This is a genomic window from Bartonella sp. AA56HLJMS, from assembly GCF_042197145.1.
In the GTDB taxonomy this organism is placed as follows: Bacteria; Pseudomonadota; Alphaproteobacteria; order Rhizobiales; family Rhizobiaceae; genus Bartonella.
In genome coordinates, this window is record NZ_JBHIRL010000007.1 from 1 (window position 1) to 18087 (window position 18087).

The 18087-nt window shown below is 36.1% G+C and carries 16 protein-coding genes, 1 tRNA gene and 1 pseudogene; 9 read left to right on the forward strand and 9 right to left on the reverse strand.

Features of this window, described 5'->3' with window-relative positions; genetic code table 11:
- Positions 1-87: pseudogene (locus ACFINI_RS04895) on the forward strand (DNA helicase); the annotation flags it as partial.
- 198 nt (positions 88-285) lie between these two features.
- Here the strand turns inward: ACFINI_RS04895 and ACFINI_RS04900 are convergent.
- Positions 286-362, reverse strand: a tRNA-Met gene (locus ACFINI_RS04900).
- 164 nt (positions 363-526) lie between these two features.
- On the opposite strand from ACFINI_RS04900, the gene ACFINI_RS04905 reads away from it, so the two are divergent.
- Positions 527-1483 carry a Gfo/Idh/MocA family protein gene (locus ACFINI_RS04905; RefSeq protein ID WP_375613400.1) on the forward strand — a complete coding sequence of 319 codons (957 nt, stop codon included), beginning with the start codon at positions 527-529 and terminating at the stop codon, positions 1481-1483.
- A 49-nt stretch (positions 1484-1532) separates the two neighbouring features.
- Entirely contained in the window at positions 1533-2651 is a 1119-nt protein-coding gene (locus ACFINI_RS04910) for a DegT/DnrJ/EryC1/StrS family aminotransferase (protein ID WP_375621391.1), read from the forward strand.
- A 324-nt stretch (positions 2652-2975) separates the two neighbouring features.
- On the opposite strand, the gene ACFINI_RS04915 is transcribed toward ACFINI_RS04910, so the two are convergent.
- The 3 genes from ACFINI_RS04915 to ACFINI_RS04925 are packed head-to-tail and all read right to left on the reverse strand — an operon-like array spanning position 2976 to position 4242.
- The gene (locus tag ACFINI_RS04915; protein WP_375646416.1) at positions 2976-3242 is read right to left on the reverse strand and encodes a hypothetical protein; all 267 of its coding nucleotides are present in this window, start codon (positions 3240-3242) and stop codon (positions 2976-2978) included.
- Positions 3232-3618, reverse strand: coding sequence for a hypothetical protein (locus tag ACFINI_RS04920; RefSeq protein ID WP_375611956.1), 387 nt, complete (start codon positions 3616-3618; stop codon positions 3232-3234). The genes ACFINI_RS04915 and ACFINI_RS04920 overlap by 11 nt, the downstream gene beginning before the upstream one ends.
- 27 nt (positions 3619-3645) lie before the next feature.
- A complete protein-coding gene (locus tag ACFINI_RS04925) occupies positions 3646-4242 on the reverse strand; it encodes a DUF1134 domain-containing protein (RefSeq protein WP_375613340.1) in 597 nt (198 codons plus the stop codon).
- A 214-nt stretch (positions 4243-4456) separates the two neighbouring features.
- Here ACFINI_RS04925 and chpT point away from each other — a divergent pair, with 214 nt between their 5' ends.
- Entirely contained in the window at positions 4457-5095 is a 639-nt protein-coding gene (gene chpT, locus ACFINI_RS04930; RefSeq protein ID WP_375646418.1) for a histidine phosphotransferase ChpT, read from the forward strand.
- A gap of 223 nt (positions 5096-5318) precedes the next feature.
- Here the strand turns inward: chpT and ctrA are convergent, their stop codons facing one another.
- On the reverse strand, positions 5319-6020 hold the full coding sequence (gene ctrA / locus ACFINI_RS04935; protein WP_273790819.1) for a response regulator transcription factor CtrA: 702 nt from the start codon (positions 6018-6020) through the stop codon (positions 5319-5321).
- Between the two features lie 563 nt (positions 6021-6583).
- Here ctrA and ACFINI_RS04940 point away from each other — a divergent pair.
- Positions 6584-6970, forward strand: coding sequence for a flagellar export protein FliJ (locus ACFINI_RS04940; protein ID WP_375646420.1), 387 nt, complete (start codon positions 6584-6586; stop codon positions 6968-6970).
- 139 nt (positions 6971-7109) lie between these two features.
- Here the strand turns inward: ACFINI_RS04940 and ACFINI_RS04945 are convergent, their stop codons facing one another.
- On the reverse strand, positions 7110-7385 hold the full coding sequence (locus ACFINI_RS04945; protein ID WP_273790817.1) for a DUF1153 domain-containing protein: 276 nt from the start codon (positions 7383-7385) through the stop codon (positions 7110-7112).
- A gap of 390 nt (positions 7386-7775) precedes the next feature.
- On the opposite strand from ACFINI_RS04945, the gene mnmA reads away from it, so the two are divergent.
- Positions 7776-8999 (forward strand): tRNA 2-thiouridine(34) synthase MnmA, encoded by a 1224-nt coding sequence (mnmA, locus tag ACFINI_RS04950; RefSeq protein ID WP_375646422.1) that lies wholly within the window; start codon positions 7776-7778, stop codon positions 8997-8999.
- A gap of 277 nt (positions 9000-9276) precedes the next feature.
- Here the strand turns inward: mnmA and ACFINI_RS04955 are convergent, their stop codons facing one another.
- A complete protein-coding gene (locus ACFINI_RS04955; RefSeq protein WP_375611960.1) occupies positions 9277-10086 on the reverse strand; it encodes a TrmH family RNA methyltransferase in 810 nt (269 codons plus the stop codon).
- A gap of 767 nt (positions 10087-10853) precedes the next feature.
- On the opposite strand from ACFINI_RS04955, the gene ACFINI_RS04960 reads away from it, so the two are divergent.
- Entirely contained in the window at positions 10854-11762 is a 909-nt protein-coding gene (locus tag ACFINI_RS04960) for a cation diffusion facilitator family transporter (protein WP_375611961.1), read from the forward strand.
- A gap of 717 nt (positions 11763-12479) precedes the next feature.
- Here ACFINI_RS04960 and ACFINI_RS04965 read toward each other — a convergent pair.
- Positions 12480-13319 (reverse strand): DUF1460 domain-containing protein, encoded by an 840-nt coding sequence (locus ACFINI_RS04965; RefSeq protein ID WP_375611962.1) that lies wholly within the window; start codon positions 13317-13319, stop codon positions 12480-12482.
- A 526-nt stretch (positions 13320-13845) separates the two neighbouring features.
- On the opposite strand from ACFINI_RS04965, the gene ACFINI_RS04970 reads away from it, so the two are divergent.
- Positions 13846-15066, forward strand: coding sequence for an MFS transporter (locus tag ACFINI_RS04970; RefSeq protein WP_375629975.1), 1221 nt, complete (start codon positions 13846-13848; stop codon positions 15064-15066).
- 868 nt (positions 15067-15934) lie between these two features.
- Here ACFINI_RS04970 and carA read toward each other — a convergent pair.
- Positions 15935-17131: a glutamine-hydrolyzing carbamoyl-phosphate synthase small subunit gene (gene carA, locus ACFINI_RS04975; protein WP_375646426.1), complete on the reverse strand. Its 1197-nt coding sequence runs from the start codon at positions 17129-17131 to the stop codon at positions 15935-15937.
- 235 nt (positions 17132-17366) lie between these two features.
- Here carA and ACFINI_RS04980 point away from each other — a divergent pair, with 235 nt between their 5' ends.
- Positions 17367-17864 carry a GatB/YqeY domain-containing protein gene (locus tag ACFINI_RS04980; RefSeq protein WP_375646430.1) on the forward strand — a complete coding sequence of 166 codons (498 nt, stop codon included), beginning with the start codon at positions 17367-17369 and terminating at the stop codon, positions 17862-17864.
- Positions 17865-18087 lie beyond the last annotated feature (223 nt).

Genomic DNA, 18087 nt, shown 5'->3' on the forward strand with positions numbered 1-18087 from the left:
ATAGCAAAACAACGCCATGGTCCGACAGGAATCGTTCCCCTTGCCTTTCAATCCGATTTTACACGCTTTAGTGATTTGGAAAAATAGGAGCAGAAAAATGCGTTAAAGAGAGCTTTAAATACCCTTTGAAAAGCATTTGAAGACCCTTTGAGAACCCCTTAAAAACTCTTTGAGAAAAAATAAATTGGTACAAAACCTAGTGGCAAAATATACAAAACCCGCTGGCAAGCTACAACAAAACCTGCTGGCAAGCTACAGTAAGCTACACACACAACAAAAAAATAATGGTAGCGGAGGAGGGATTTGAACCCCCGACACAAGGATTATGATTCCTCTGCTCTAACCTACTGAGCTACTCCGCCAAAATAAGCAATCATAATTGTCAATAATTACATCTTTTGCGGATATAAGGGGTAGAATAGTAAGATGTCAAGCATCGTTTTTAAGCTTTTCTCTTGTCATTCTATTTTATCCTCGATATGTAAAAGTGTAATTTTCATATGATAAAGTAAGGTAAGGCATGAAAATGGTGCCACGTGTAGCGGTTTTAGGATGCGGTCATTGGGGTGAAAATCATATACGGACACTCCACTCTCTCGGGGCTTTAGCAGCAGTTTCTGATATTGATAATGATCGTGCTGCTAGTTTTGCAACACTGTATGGTGTAGAGGTTGTTACACCAGATGATCTTTTTACTCATCGAGATATTGATGCGCTGGTATTAGCGTTGCCGCCACAATTGCATACGCAAAATGTGCTCCGTGCTGTTAAAAATGGTAAAGATGTTTTGGTGGAAAAACCAATAGCCTTGAATGTTTCTGATGCTAAACGCCAAGTTCAGGAGGCTGAGGCCTATGAGCGAGTTTTTATGGTGGGCCATATTTTGCGTTTTCATCCAGCTTTTGAAAAAATGTGTGAATTGGTGAAAAACGGAGATGTGGGAGATGTGCGATATATTTATTCTCATAGATTAGGCTTTGGAAAATTTCACACACACAGTGATGCTTTATGGGATCTTGCCCCTCATGATCTTTCAATGATTTTGGCGTTGACAGGATGTGAACCTTCCGAAATTCGCGGTGAGGGGGCTGCTGTCGTTGATCAGATTTCTGATTTTTCTCATATTCATATGATTTTTCCAAATGGTGTGCGTAGTCATCTTTTTACTTCACGCTTGAGTTCTTATCGTGAGAGGCGTTTAATTGTTGTTGGAACAAAGGCTATACTCGTTTTTGATGATATGGAACCGTGGAGTCGTAAATTGGCAATGCACCATTTTGCCGTTTGGAAAGAAAATCAAGAGTGGGCTTTTAGCATGGATGAGCTGAATTACATTGATGTTTGTGAAGATTTGCCGCTTACTTGCGAATTACGGCATTTCCTTCATTGTATTGAAACGCGTCAATCACCTCGTACAAATGGTGATGATGCTATTGCGGTTTTACGGATTTTAACAGCTGCTGATGTCAATTATAATAGATAAAAGAGATAGGTAGCGCTTTTGCATTCTTGTGATGATCAATGGAGTTAATATGCAATTCATCGACCTTGGGGCGCAGCGTGCGCGTATTGAAGATAAAATTAATTCTGCAATTGCGCATGTAGTCGCTAGTGGTAAGTATATTTTGGGGCCAAAAGTAACAGAATTTGAAGAGAAATTGGCAGAATATCTTGGCGTTAAACATGTGATTGCATGTGCTAATGGAACAGATGCTTTGAAGATGCCTCTTATGGCTAAAAATATTGGTCCAGGCGATGCTGTTTTTTGTCCTAGTTTTACATTTTCAGCAACGGCTGAAGTGGTTGCTTTGGTGGGGGCTAAACCTGTTTTTGTTGATGTTTTACCTGATACATTCAATATTGATGTTGAAAAACTTTCTCACGCTATCGAAATGGTAAAAAAAGAGGGACGTCTAAAGCCAAAAGCTATTATTGCCGTTGATTTATTTGGACTTTCTGCTGATTATGTGCAAATTGCTCAAGTGGCTGCAAAGGAAAATCTTTTTGTAATTGAAGATGCTGCTCAATCTATGGGGGGGAGAAGCGGTAATACTATGTGTGGTGCTTTTGGTGATGTGGCTGCTACAAGTTTTTATCCTGCAAAACCATTAGGATGTTATGGCGATGGAGGCGCTATGATGACCAATGATGATCATTTTGCAGAACTTTTACGCTCTATTTTGTTTCATGGTAAAGGTGAAACGCAATATGACAATGTACGTATTGGTATGAATTCGCGCCTAGATAGCATTCAGGCTGCAATTTTACTAGAAAAGTTTGCGATTTTTGAAGATGAAATGGAAAAGCGTGTGGAAATTGCTCAACGCTATTCCAATGGCTTAAGAGATATTGTTACAGTTCCAGAAATAGGAGAAAATATTCGTTCTGCTTATGCACAATATACGATTAAGGTAAAAGAGCGGGATAAATTAAAAGATTTTTTACAAAAAAATTCTGTCCCTACAATGATTTATTATAAAACTCCTTTACATCAACAGCCAGCTTATAAACACTTCCCTTATGTAAAAGATTCCCTTTCTGTTTCAGAGTCTTTAGGAGAGTGTGTTTTAAGTTTACCAATGCATCCTTACTTGACACAAACGGATCAGGATATGATTATCAAAAAAATAAGAGATTTTTATCACTCTTGAGAGCGTGTTTTTATCCTTAAAATTATGGTCAAAGCTCTATTGGTGATCCATCTTAGAAGGTATTTTTTGTTAAAGTGTGTGGCCAATATTTTGGTATTATTTCCTTTCTAGGACCTATGAAATGTTGTCCTTTAGAGCGGTGATATGATTAGAAAGTGAAGCTTCTAGACAAGAAGATATTTTTTAACAGAACGGTATGGGCTAAGAAACTTTGTCCTTTAGCTTAGCAAAAAAGTCACGTTTAGTAAAAAGGATTTGGGTTATGAAAGTTACAATGAACCTTTGTTGATTTTACTCTTCATTTAAGGTGTTTTAAAAGATAACTTATTTAACAGGGCTTTTGGAGAGAAAAGTTATTTTTTGGCGAATACGTGATGCTAGGTCATTTTTTCTTTTGGATTTTTGAATCAATGTGTTGATGGGTGATGTATTCCCCTCTTGTAGTGCTATGTGAGCTGCCAATGTTGCTGCAAGTTCTTTTGTTTCTTCTCGGAGTTCTTCTAGCAATTGCTGGTTAGCGGTCGTGTCCAGCTCATGAGCTTGGATTTTTTGTAAGCGTTGCTGATAGTGTGCGACTTTTTCACGCATCATTTGTCTTTCCTTTGGAAGTGTGTAGTGTGGCGATATTTTGTTTGATTGCTATCGCTTCTTTGGTGAGAGTATCTTTTGTGGGGAGGCATAGCCGATAAAATTGTTCTGTTACTTGGCTCAGTTGTATTTTTTGTTGGACATATTTTTTTTGCAAAAATTCGTACTTTTGTTGGTTGTTTGCTAATTCTACAGCATGTTGTGCACGAAGAAAATCGTGATTTGCTTCTATTTCCGCGAGTGATAATGGCATTTTCGCACAAACATCTTTATACGCAAAATGAACGGCTTTACGCCAAATAAAAGGAGATAAAAGCACCAGTAACCAGGAAGTGAAAGCAACTCCAAGTATAAAAAAAAGAAATGATTGAATAAGCATAATACCCCTTTTCAAATAAGAAACCGTTTAAAACGGATTCCATGTCGGTCTATGTGTTAATTTTAAATATCCTATATTGATACCAAGGCGTGCGCCGACTCCTGTACGTATTGGGATTAACAAGGTATTATGGTATTTTAGGACATGAAAACCAACACCTGCAATTAAATAGGCCGAACCTGAAATACCACCATAGCGTCTCCATAAATTATTTATGCCATTAAGATTGTAAACTAAGATCATTAAACGGGAGCCTTGGCCGCCAAAATCCCATCCTACTGAGGGACCTTGCCAAAAAACTTTATGTTGACCATAGCTTTTGGTAAAAACCATTCCTTCGCCATAGGTTAATCCAGCAAAAAAGGCACCAGAAGCTTCTTCTCCTAAAATATAGGCATTGGGATAACCGTATTTTGAAAAAATATTTTGAATTGCAACAGCCAGACCACTGGCTGTTTTTCCAAAAAAAATATGACCAGAATCAATAATTTCTTGGAGTGAATAATGAGGTTCGTTTTGCTCTATTGGTTTTAGTCGAGCTTGTGTAGTGTTTATGGTGATGAATAAAAGGAAGATTAAAGATATAATATTTTTGTACCAGTATTTGAGCAGAGAGAGAGCCATGGAGTTTTCTCCTTTTATTAGTGATAAACAAAAAGATAATATTAGAATTTTCATTCTATTCAAATAAAAAATAAGATATAAGGTTATTTAAATTCTTGAATTTATTTCTGAATTTTTTAGCATGATTGTTAATGTTTCCTATTATGCATCAGATGTTAAGAGTTTTTCTTTAAAATAAAGTTTGTTTTTTTGAATCTAGGAGTTTTCAATCATTATGACGTTAGATATTTCTTTGAAGCCTATGGATCTTGCTGCTTTGCTTTGTAGTCGTATTTGCCATGATTTGATTTCACCTGTGGGGGCTATTCAAAATGCAATGGAGCTTTATGATGAAGGAGGAGCTGAAGAAGATGCTTTACAATTGGTGCGTTTATCCGTTGCGAGTGCTGCTGCACGTCTACAATTTGCGCGATTGGCTTTTGGTTTTGCTGGTGCAAGTGGAGGACAAATAGATACACGGGCTGCAGAGCAGGTTGCTCAACAATATATGAAAGAAGAAAAAGCAACTTTAAAATGGCAAGCTTCTTCTTTATTGTTAGAAAAAGATGAAGTTAAACTTTTGCTTAATTTATTATTGATTGCAAACGCAACAGTTTCTCGTGGTGGTGAAATTGTTGTTATTATTTTGCAAGAAGAAAATAAACGTTCTTTTCGATTTGAGGTTTTCGGTAGAACTCTCCGTATACCCCCTCATTTTCTTGCGTTATTTCGTGGAGAAGTTCAAGAAGAGCTTATTGATGCACATGTCATCCAATTTTATTACACAATGTTACTTGCTCAGATGACAGAGATGAAAATAAATATTGATGAAAGTGATGGTTGTATTGTTTTAGAAAGTGTAAAAAAGCTTTGAATAAGAGAGAAGCGCTTAAGCTGTGTTGGGAAAAGTGGCTTCGATTGAACTTATGAGCGATAAGGTTATATGTGTAAATTGGGTGTGGTTACTTCTTAAGCTTTAAGCGCTTTCTATATGAGATTTTTAGTGCGCGAGTTCTCTACTTTTAATAGAGAAAAGATCCCGGAAAAAAATCTCGGCCCGCTACACTCCGAGATTTTACAATGTGCATGTTCACTGCTTAAGCGGTTTTTCGTACGTTCTCTTCAACTGGATCACGTAATACATAACCACGTCCCCAAACTGTATCAATGTAATTTACACTGGAAGAGACTGCTTCCAATTTTTTCCGCAATTTACAAATAAAAACATCGATAATCTTTAGTTCTGGTTCATCCATTCCACCATAGAGATGATTGAGAAACATTTCCTTGGTAAGGGTGGTACCTTTGCGTAAAGAGAGAAGCTCTAACATTTGGTATTCTTTACCGGTTAAGTGAACAGGGCGCCCTGCAACTTCGACAGTTTTTGTGTCAAGGTTAACGGTGAGATCTCCGGTAACAATAACCGATTGTGCATGTCCTTTTGAACGACGAACAACTGCATGGATACGTGCAATGAGCTCATCCTTATGAAAAGGCTTCGTCATATAGTCGTCTGCTCCAAAGCCAAAACCACGAACCTTGTCTTCAATGGCATTCATACCAGAAAGGATTAGGACAGGAGTTTTTATTTTTGCCAACCTTAGAGTCCGCAAGACATCATACCCTGACATGTCAGGCAAATTCAGATCAAGCAAAATGATATCATAATCATAGAGTTTTCCTAAATCGATACCTTCTTCACCCAGATCAGTGATATAAACATTAAAGTTTGCCGACTTTAACATCAACTCAATGCTTTGAGTAACTGCTCTATCATCTTCAATTAATAATACGCGCATTTTAGATCCCTCACTTTGCTCCTTCACGAATCATAAGGAGCATTTCTATTTTATATCAGTTAGCAAAACCACTGTTATAAAAACAATTCATTAAATCAAACACTTATAAAAAAGCGTTTATGAACATTTCAGTAGTACGCGTAACAATCACTACTAAATTCCCCACTATCCATGATAGTGGTTAACAAAATATTTTTATTTTTGAAAGAGGCTACAAAATTATTTTAGAAAAATCCTATATTTTTTAACATAATAAAAAAGGAGAGCTTTTTCTATAAACTTTAACTTAAAAAAATTTGTAAAAGAGCTTTATAAATTACTTTTTTACAATTTCAGTGTTTATTTACTGAGCTTTAAACCTCTTCAGTTTATAATGGGGGAAAAGTTAAAGAAATAGTTATTGCTCTTTAAAGCAGATTGTATTTTCAGATGCTTTAATGCAAGGCAAAAATTATTATAATTTCAAGTTAATAGACTGTTTTTGTCGGATAGATATATAACTAAAAGATATTTATTGGGTGTGAATGCGAGTTTTGAGTTGGCGCAATCAAGGAGTAGTGAGTATGAAGCCACGAGAAAATATGGTGCGATTGAGGATGTTTCAAGTGCGTGGAAAGCGCCGTGAAATTGCACAGCTTGAGATGATGATCGCAGAATTTGAACGAATGGTGTTAGAGTTGGAAGCACAGATTACTCATGAAGAACATAAATCTGGAAACAATGATGTTCACCATTTTGCTTATTCTGCTTTTGCGCGTGCAGCGCGGCAAAGACGTGATAATCTGATCAATTCAATTCGTGATTTAGAACTTCAAAAAACAAATGCTGAAATTGCTCTCCATGAAGCTAATACAGAGCTGCAACGTGCACAGCTTTTGGAAGCACGAGAAAAGAAGATTGCTGCGGATGATAAGGATATTTTGATTCAATCTAATTCAATGGTTGGCTAATTTAATGGCTGGATGATAAAAGCAATTATTGAAAAATCCATTCTTTCAGGTTTATCTTTTGGATATAGTATAAAACAGCCAAACTTTTATCAAGTTTGGCTGTTTTATAGATTGCTTTATGTTATTAATCAATGGCAACTTAATGCCTGTAGTGTTGAATCTTGGTCGTTCGTAATCCCGCTAAACCGTGTTCATCGATTAAACTTTGCCATGAAAGAAATTCTTCTACAGTCAAAGTATAACGGTGGCATGCTTCGTCAAGACTTAACAATCCACCTCTGACAGCCGCAACAACTTCAGCTTTGCGACGAATCACCCAGCGCCGTGTTGTTTGCGGCGGTAGGTCGGCAATTGTAAGCGGACTTCCATCTGGCCCAATAACATATTTCATTTGTGTTTTTATCAAGTTGCTCATTCGTATCCTCTACCTTTAGTCAAGGACTTGATTCGTTTATAGAGCATGAAATTTAAAAAAGAGCTAAAAGCGCTGAAAGAAAAAATTAATAAAGTGATTGGGTATGTAAAAAGAAGCTCAAGTTGAAGTGTGTAGAAGAGATTCTTGCAATATTTTACTGGATTTTTCAAAAGAGAAAAAAGGTTTTCTCCTAAACGATTACCATTATGCCTTATTTCCATCATTCTTTTTTTGTTTGCAGCAGCTTTTAAGAAAGTAATGCCTATGGTTGTGGAAAGGATAAAAAAATAATATAAAGACAATCAATCGTGTAAAAGTGCTAAAGAGCGTGCATCAAAATGTCAACATATGGCTAGCCATTAAACAGAGCATTAAATAGAGAATGAATACATGTTTTTAAACAGTCTTGATTTACCAGGACAACCTGAGGATTATCGCATTGTTGTTGCAATGTCGGGGGGGGTTGATTCATCGGTTGTTGCAGGTCTTTTGAAAAAGGAAGGGTATAATGTTATTGGCATTACGTTGCAGCTTTATGATCATGGGGAAGCAACGCATCGGGTGGGGGCGTGTTGTGCAGGACAAGATATTGAGGATGCACGCCGCGTTGCAGAAACATTAGGAATACCGCATTATGTTCTTGATTATGAAAAGCGCTTTCGCGAAGCTGTTATTGATCCTTTTGCAGAAAGTTATGCTCATGGAGAGACCCCAGTACCATGTATTGCATGTAATCAAACGGTTAAGTTTGCTGATTTATTAGCAACGGCACGCGAATTGGGGGCGGATGCTTTGGCTACGGGACATTATATTCGTTCGCGTTCCAACGGAGCGCATCGAGCACTCTTTCGTCCTCTCGATAATGATCGTGATCAGAGTTATTTTCTCTTTGCAACGACACAAGAACAGATTGATTATTTGCGTTTTCCACTTGGTGACCTTCCAAAATCCCGCGTTCGTGAAATGGCAGCAGAAATGGGCTTTGTGGTTGCCAATAAGCATGATAGTCAGGATATTTGTTTTGTTCCACAAGGAAAATATTCAGATGTTATCGCAAAACTGCGTCCAGAAGCAGCTAATCCTGGCGTTATTGTCCATATTGATGGAAAGATTTTAGGTAAACATTCGGGAATTGTTAATTATACGGTTGGTCAACGTCGTGGTATTGGGGTGTCAACGGGTGAAGCGCTTTATGTAGTTTATCTCGATGTGGAAAATGCACGTGTTATTGTTGGACCGCGTGAAATGTTAGAAACGCATAAGCTTTTTTTACGTGATGTGAATTGGCTTGGTGATGAGTCGTTAGATAATTTCCCTTCTCAAGGTATTGAGGTGGCTGTAAAGGTGCGTTCAACGCGTCCTCCTCACCTTGCGCGCTTACATTATAAAGAAGGTATGTTTTCTGTTGATTTATTGGAATGTGAAAATGGTGTGGCACCAGGGCAAGCTTGCGTTCTTTATGATGGAAATGGTCATGAGGCGCGTATTCTTGGGGGAGGATTTGTAACACATTCAGAACGTGCAGCTGATACTGAAATGATGTTGAAGCGCGTTTTATGCAATCTCGAAACAAAAGATCCTGTTTCCTCAGAACTAAAAACAACAGCTTTATAAAGCATAGTAGATTGATTTATAATGATATTTTTTAATCTTAAACTTGAATGAGAGACTTCCGGAAGATTTTCTCATTGAAAGTTTGTTTTATGATTGAATCCATCAAAATTATATCTTCTGCACGTCATAAGCGGGGTTAGGGTGTGGAAAGTGATGAAAAAAATGTAAAAATGTTTTTTATCAATGCTTTCAAAGGCTAGGGAACGGCAATATTATTGGAGACTGGTAGATAACATACAACATTAGGTATGTTCTATAACTTGAAGTGTTATCATCTTTAGTGGTCAAAGTTGGTAAAATGAGCAAGTGCAATACCTGAGGCTGTGGCAACATTAAGGCTGTCAAAACCGTCAGTCATGGGAATACGTAAGGTGTTTGATTGTTTTAGTATGTGGAGTGGTAAGCCATCGCCTTCTGTTCCAAAAATAAGTGCTATTCTTTTGCTTTTGTTGGCTTGTTTGAGAGTGTGTGAGGCAGAAGGGGAGAGTGCATAAAGATGAAAGTTTTCATCGTTTAGAGCAGCTATAATGTCATCTATATCAGCGTTTTGCGTATAGGGTACTTTTAAAGCAGCGCCGGCAGAAACTCTTATTGATTTGCGATAAAGTGGATCGCATGAGGTTTTGTCGACAATAATGCCATTACTGGCAAAGGCTGCTGCATTACGAAAAATTGATCCCATATTATCGTGATTCGAGATACCACATAAAACAAGAATCAAAGCTTTTTCTGGAAGATATTGTAAAAAACTTTGTAAGGATGGCAGTATTTTGCGTTTACCAATACCCAGAACACCACGATGAACATGGAAGCCGGTGATATTATCCATAACTTTTTGTGGAACGCAATAAATGGGACATAGGGGCTGTGTTTTTTCTAAAAGCGGTAGAAGTCCAGAGAGACGGTTTGCTACGATGAGCAGTGAGATGGCAGAAAACTCTTTCGAATGTAGTAATGCGGACAATGTTACTTTGCCTTCAGCAATAAATTGATGTTGCCGTCCAACAAGATCTTTTTCACGGATATTATGATAGGCTTTTAGGCGTGGATCATCTGTTTCATTGATTGTTATGATATTCAAATGCATGCGAGATTTTTAGTGCTTTTTTCTTATGATTTCCAGATGTTAGAATTTGTTTTATTTAAAAAGAAGAGATAAAAAAATATTTTTTAAAACTTATGGTAGAATTTGTATTGACAATATGCAACCATAGGTATAATGTAAAAATACTGATACGGAATCATATATTTTTTCTCGTATCGGGTGCAGTGTCTTGGGTCCCCGCTATTTCCCAAGTTCTGTATGCCCTTAGTTTTTAAGGGAAAAGAATCTGGGTCCCCAATGCCCAGATTCTTTTTTTTTGAGGGTAATCATTGTTCTTCTTTTTATATCTAAATTTTTCAGTAAATCATATTTTAAAATCCTGTTGACCTGTAAAGTTACTGTAGAGTGCTAAGATATTTTTTCTAAGGTGCAAAGATGGCTTATAGATGGGTTATAATGCACATCATAAGACTGAAAAATAATGCATGATCATGATAGATTTGAGCAAAAACAAGTTTTTCGTTTATGAGAAGTGAGATGGCTTTAAGTTATTCAGAAAACGATTAATAATGAAGGTTATGTGTTTGATTGCTCTTGGGAAAGCTCTTTTCTCTATTATTTTCTCTCTTCTTTATTTATTGGTGCTGTTCGTGTAACTGAGCAGTTTGTACGATAATAATGGTGAGCTGAGGCGTTTATTGTATGATGAAGCTTCTGTAATATTGAGGAAAGATCGTCGTTATGCAAAAAGTATAATGATATGGTTGAAAATATTAATTCCCTATTTCGTGAAGAAAAGGATGAGGTTCATGGATGTAAAAATCAATATACAAAGCTTAACTTTATACTCTATTTTTATTGCGTGTATTGTTTTTGCTTTGAAATATTGGGCATATCACATCACAGGTTCGGTTGCACTTTATTCTGATGCATTGGAATCAATCGTTAATATCCTTGCGTCATTGGCAGCATGGTGGGCTGTTAAAGTGAGTATGAAGCCAGCAGATCATGATCATCCCTTTGGGCATCATAAAGCGGAATATTTTTCCGCAATTCTTGAAGGGGTACTCATTATTATTGCGGCAATTGTTATTTTAAGAGAAGCATGGATAGCTCTTTCTACCGTTAAATTGTTGCAGAAACCTGGAATATGGCTTGTTATTCATCTTATTGCAACTGTCATAAACTGTATGTGGGGAATGGTTCTTATTGGGCAGGGAAAACTCCATCGCTCACCGGCTCTTAAAGCTGATGGAGTACATTTTATAACTGATGTTTTTACGTCGCTTGCAATTTTAATTGGTTTAATTGCCGGTTTTGTCGGAGGATGGGGAGCTTTAGATCCAATTTTAGCGATAATCGTTGCCGTTAATATTCTCTTACAGGGCTGGAAGGTGATTAGAAATGCTGTTCAGGGATTAATGGATGTTGGTGTTGAATTGAATGAAAGCATGCGGATTCGTGAGCTGATTTCTGCAAATGCATCGGGTGCGCTTGAGGTCCATGATTTGCGGACGCGTGTTGCTGGGAGGGTTACTTTTATAGAGTTTCATTTGGTTGTGCCTGCTATAATGCCGGTAGGTGAAGCACATAAAATTTGTGATAAAATCGAAGCTGTTCTTCAAAAAGAATTTGATAATGTGCGTATTTCTATTCATGTCGAGCCTGAAGATGAGGCAAAATTGCCTCCCGGTACAACGGTGATCCCTTTTATATAAAAAGATTTTTTCAAATGGGTTGTCATGTTACGAACATTAATTTTTTACGGTGTGGCAACTCATATCTCTTGAAAATACGATGATGCTCTTTTGTTGATTGTATTTTTGCATCAATAAAGGGGAAGATTAAACAGAGTCTCTTAAGGCAAGATTTATTCTGTTATCGTACACTGTCATTTAAGGTGTGGTGAGATAAGACCTATAAAATTTGATCTCTTAAGCATTTTTTGAGTGCGCGGTCAATGCCGAGCAGTAAGGCTTGCTGGTGGCGTTTAATTGAATTACATGAAATGGTTATCCGCTGAAATTGGCTTAAGAAGATGTATTGTTTACGGGGCTGTCAAGAATAGATCTCTTGTTTTTGAGGGCGAGAGGAAATAGAGCTTAATTATAAATTTTATATAAAATACTTTGTGAGACAATAATCATAACGTACCTTATTTTACTTATGCTTGCAAAAAAATATTTTTTATATTCATAAAGATTAGAATGGCGGTGGTCTATAGATAATTCTTAGCTCGAGCATATGAAAAGAAAGTATGATACAAGAAATAACAGAGTTTTGCTTGCCTTCAGCCTTCAGTCAGTAAAGGTAATTATAACCGCCATTCTTCAAATATGATTTTATCCGTGTAGATTATACAAAGTTAGACGTTTATCTGAATAGCTTCAGTATATCTATTAAGAATAGAAAAGCTATTTCATATCGCTATGATGTTATTCAAGGGCTCTTAAAACGACGATTCCTGGTGTTTTTGCAACATAATCCATAAAAGGGGTATCGACGACTTTTTCATTTTCTTTGTGTGAAGGAGCATGTCGTAACATCGGCCCTTTATCTGTCATGATAAAGAAACTCACATGTGTTACATCCAATCCAGCAAGTTTTGCATAAATACCAATGAAATCCCCTGATTTTAAACGGCTTATAACCTCTTCATTAATAAAGTTACTTGGAATATACGTTATTGTGCGTTTCACAACTGGAAGTCCAGGAAGATAGCTTTCACCATCAGCTTTTTTGTTGAGATATTTTTCTATTTTTACCGCATGGGGACTTATTTCAGCGGTAATATCAGTGGCGAGTTTATATTCTCGATAAGCCCAATCCGTAAAAAAATGTTTCCGATTTAAAAAATCAACATTACCGTTAATATAACGCGTTTTTATGACGTTATTTATGAATTCTGTTTGGGATGTTGATTTGCGCAATGCTTCAACATAATCCATACAAGTGAAGTTATCTAAGCTTCTAAAATCAATAATCAGTTTTTCTGGTGTATTTTCTGAGCCATGTAACATATTAGCTTTGTAAGGTGTTCCTAAAAAAGCTTCAGAAAGAAAGTCAATCACGGCTCCTTTTTCGTGATCATTTATTTCTGAACGCTTTTTGAGAAGAGCATTTAATTTATTTAAAGTATAGGGATCTAGCTCTACGCTGGTTGTTTGTTGTGTTTCTATTTTATTTTCTATCCCCCCCTCTTGTGAATAAGAATTTTGGACATCACGTCCTATCACTAGCATTAAAGTGAGAATTAATAGGGATATTTTTTGCATTTTACACACCATTTTTAAATTTAACAATTCACGGACAACACGTACTAAAAGAACTGTTTTCTCATGCTTATTAGATTTTAATGTAGTAATAACATATAATATTGATTGATTCAATAAATATAATCAGTTTTTACAGTATTAATATATTTTACGATGATTATTAAATATTTAAATTATTATATGGCATTGATTTATCTAATAGAGTTGATGTTTTAAAAATTAGCAGTATGATAAGTTGTAATAATGTATTATAAAATTATTTTGATATTCTATGTCTTACGAGGAATTGTTAATGATTTATTCTCATAAGTATTTTTTTCAATTAATATAAAATATATTTTTTATATTTTGATAATGATATATCAAGTAAAAAATAATTTTATATTTTTATCTTGACTCTTTTTGTAATTTTTAATTTGTTATTATTTTATATATGAAAATTATACAGCATAGAATACTTTTAAAAGGAAAAGGGAGTTAAAAGAGAGCGGGGGAGTCATTGTATGCGTAAAATAGTGTGTATGTTATGCAAGACCAAATGCTCAATCCGAAATTTGTTCAGCGTGGGCTCATTTTAGTGTTCATCACTTTATTGTTAGATATTCTTTGTATTGCGATCATTTGTCCTGTTTTGCCTGAATATTTTTCTCAATTAACTGGAAAAGAGGTCAGTACATCTTTTGTAGAAAGAGGAAAATTACTTGCAGCTTATTCAGTGATGCAGTTTTTGTTTGCTCCTGTTATTGGCAATCTCTCTGATCGTTATGGTCGTCGTCCTATTTTGCTTCTCTCTATTATTTGCTTTGCTCTTGATAATCTCATATGTGCTATAGCATGGAGCTATTCTATGTTATTTATCGGGCGTCTTTTGTCAGGGATAAGTGGCGCTAGTTTTGCAACTTGTACAGCTTATCTTGCGGATATATCTGATGATAAAACCCGTACACGCAATTTTGGTCTGTTAGGCATTGCATCCGCATTGGGGGTTATTTTAGGATCGTTTATTGGTGGTTTTTTAGGTCAGTTTGGTCCGCGTATTCCGTTTTATTTTGCTGTTGGTGTTTCACTCATTAATTTTATTTTTTCTTGGGTTATGCTTCCAGAAACCCTTTCTTTATGGAATAGGCGCTTTTTTGATATTAAGCGGGCAAATCCCTTAGGTGCTTTTTGGCATCTGAAACAATACCCGATGGTTCTTTGGGTGTTATTGGTCTTTTTTCTTTATTGGTTTGCGGAATCTGTATGGTTAAGCATTTGGGCTTTCATTGCAAAAGAACGCTATGATTGGAGTTCTTTTTCTATTGGACTCTCCTATAGTGTTTTTGGGATAGGCCAATTTATTGTAGTCGCTCTCATTTTGCCTTATTTTTCTAAACGATGGAGTGATTGGCATATTGTTATAGTAGGGCTTTTGTTTGCCTCTGTTGCTATGCTGGGTTATACATTTGCGACGCAGGGGTGGATGGTTTATATGGTTTGTGTGTGTACTATGCTTGAGTATCTTGTTCATGCACCTATACGTGCTATTGCTTCAGCGCAGGTACCGACAAATGTACAAGGAGAACTGCAAGGAGCGATGACATCTGTTATTTCGTTGAGTTTAACATTTGGTTCTGTTTTTTATGTGTTTCTTTTTGAATGTTTTACAGATAAAAATGCACTGTTTTATTTTTCTGGAGCTCCTTTTGTTGGAGGCTTTTTTCTTCTTGTTGTTGCGACAGTTATTTTTGTCTTGCGGGTACGTTAATTTGTTGAGAGGGGCTGGTACGTACTATTTTGCTAGAGAATGCACAAGATAAACAAAATGTATCATTTTATAGGCAGAAAGTTTTTTGTGATATTTGTTTCACAAAGTGTTGTATAGAATATCGATATATCCTTCTCATTTAGTGAAAATAATTTTTTTATTTTGTGATATTGTTTGTATAGGGGAGACTGTATTTTTTCTATTGCTTGCAAATTAATATCCAGTGCTAATGTAGCAGCATATTGAAAAAAAAGATTAAAACGTATCTGAGTTAGATGTATCAGTATTGTATGAACAATTCCAAATTTTATATGGCAAATTGGAAGTAAAATATTGCTTATATTTGTTGGCATCATTTCTGGAATCGAAGAAAACCTCATTTTGGAAGAATATAAAGTTGTAAAATTGAAAAGATGTTTTCTGTTTTGCGATTACTTTTTTATTCGACTTTACAGTTTTCAAAACCATCTACGGCAATATCTTTTAAAAAGTAGAGATTTGTTGCACTGTCTTACACTTTAATTTTTTTATTCTTTAGGAGGGATTATGTTTCTCATGCACAATAGAATGCTTAAAATTATATTGTGAATCAAATGCTTATTTGAATATTAGGCACTTTACTCTTTTTAAAAATGGTTTTTATCGACCCACTTATCTTGCTTGGGGGGAGAAGCCAATGATTTTGATGGATACGACCTTAAGAGGAGAGGAATGAGAAAAATTTAAGCTATTCAGAGCGCTCTTTTTAGTTTCAGAATGATCAATAAGAATATTTATTCAATAAGTTGTAGGTATAAAAATAATATAATTGTGCGTAGGAAGATGATATAATTTAAAGGAGAGAAGCTAAAAGGTGAGGCTTTTTATTTTAAGATATTTTTTTATAATTCATAATGAGATCACTAAAATGCTGAAAGAGGTAGTGGCTATCTTGTGGTCCCGGAGAAGCTTCAGGGTGATATTGAACAGAAAAAACAGGTTTTCCAATGATTCGAATACCACAGTTTGAGCCATCAAAGAGAGAAATATGTGTTTCTTGAACATGTTGTGGTAAAGAGGAAGAATCTACGGCAAAACCGTGATTCATCGATACAATCTCAACTTTTCCAGTGTTAAGGTCTTTAACTGGGTGGTTGGCACCATGATGTCCTTGGTGCATTTTCACGGTCTTTGCACCAACCGTAAGAGCGAGAAGTTGATGACCAAGACATATTCCAAAAATTGGTAAATTATGATCAATTAATGTTTTGATTGTTGGAATGGCATATTGAGCCGTAGCTGCGGGGTCTCCTGGTCCATTAGAAAGAAAAACGCCATCAGGGTTCATTGCCAGAATTTCTTTTGCAGTTGTGTGGGCAGGCACAACAGTAATGCGGGCTTTTTGTGTTGCCATAAGGCGAAGAATATTACGTTTAATACCGTAGTCAATTGCAATGATATGAAGATTGTGCACATTGTTTGTACCGTATCCTTTATTCCAACTCCATGGTTTTTCATCCCATTGCATTGATGATTGAGATGTCACATCTTTCGTAAGGTCAAGATTGACAAGACCTTGCCATTTTTGCGCACGTTTCTTTAAAGAAGGAATATCAAAATTTCCATTAGCATCATGTGCAATGACAGCATTTTGTGCACCTTTTTCACGAATAAGAATTGTGAGTGCACGTGTATCAATACCACAAAGTGCAATAATTTTACGCGTTTTAAGCCATTGATTAAGATTTTCATTGGATCGATAATTTGAGGGATGTGTAATGTCTGCCTTGAAAATAGCGCCAACAGCACCATGACAATTGAGAGGAGAGAGATCTTCAATATCTTCGCTATTTGCCCCTACATTTCCTATATGAGGAAAAGTAAAATTAACGATTTGTTGTGTGTATGACGGGTCGGTGAGGATTTCTTCATAGCCTGTGATGGCGGTGTTAAAACACACTTCAGCTTCAGCGATACCTGTAGCACCTGCTCCTTTGCCTTTAATAACGGTTCCATCTGCTAAGACTAAGAGGGCTGTAGGTTTTTTGATACTCCAAGGGTAGCTGGGTGAAGTCGCTTGTATCATAGTATGTATCCACAATTTATTCTAAAGGTATGATGGCTTATTCTCTGAAAGGTATAATGATCAACTTTACACAAAAATCATACCTTTAACAGATGCTGTGTATATTATTCTGGTAACGTTTCGCTTGAAATAGGCAGTATAAGTACATTCCATGAAGAGGTAAAGTCTTGTTTTAGCTTTTCGAAGATCGAGTCCTTAATTATTTTTTTATTCTCCATTGCAAGATGGATAAAGATTGGTTAAAAGGCATCTTCTTCTTGAACAAAAATTGGATAAATTTATGTTGCGTAACCAGATTGATGGGGCTCTTAGGGCTGCTTTGAAAGCGCAAGATAGTGCGCGTCTTGCTACACTTCGTTTAATGAATGCTGCAGTTAGGGATCGTGATATTCTTTATTATGATGAAGGGAAGCTAGAAGTGGATGATCAGCAGATACAGTCTGTTTTCACTAAAATGCTTCAACAGCGTGAAGAATTGATGCGAGCCTATAAAGAGTCTGGTTGCTTGGAATTGGCAGAGAGAGGACAAGCAGAAATAGAAGTTATTCGTGAATTTCTTCCCTATCAACTTAAGGAGATGGAAGTAGAACAGGTTCTTTGTGAAGCTTTGGCACAAACAAAGGCAGAAAAATTACGCGATATCGGTAAGGTGATGGCATGGCTTAAGGAACGGTATGCGGGGCAAATGAATTTTTCTAAAGTGTGCAATAGTCTTCGTAAGAAATTGCAATAGATCTTGTTAATTCAAGGGGATTGGAAAATATTTTTTATTGTGCGTCGCTTTTGTAAGTCAGTAGGATGTTGATAAATGTCATTTATCTTGTACATACATACTATTATCAAAAAAATAACTTTTTGATATCAACTAAACTTTTTCGGCTCTTATAGAGCAATGAAATATCTTTTATGTATTATATTTTCTGTTCTTCAAAGCTGTTAGACCATTAAAAAACAAA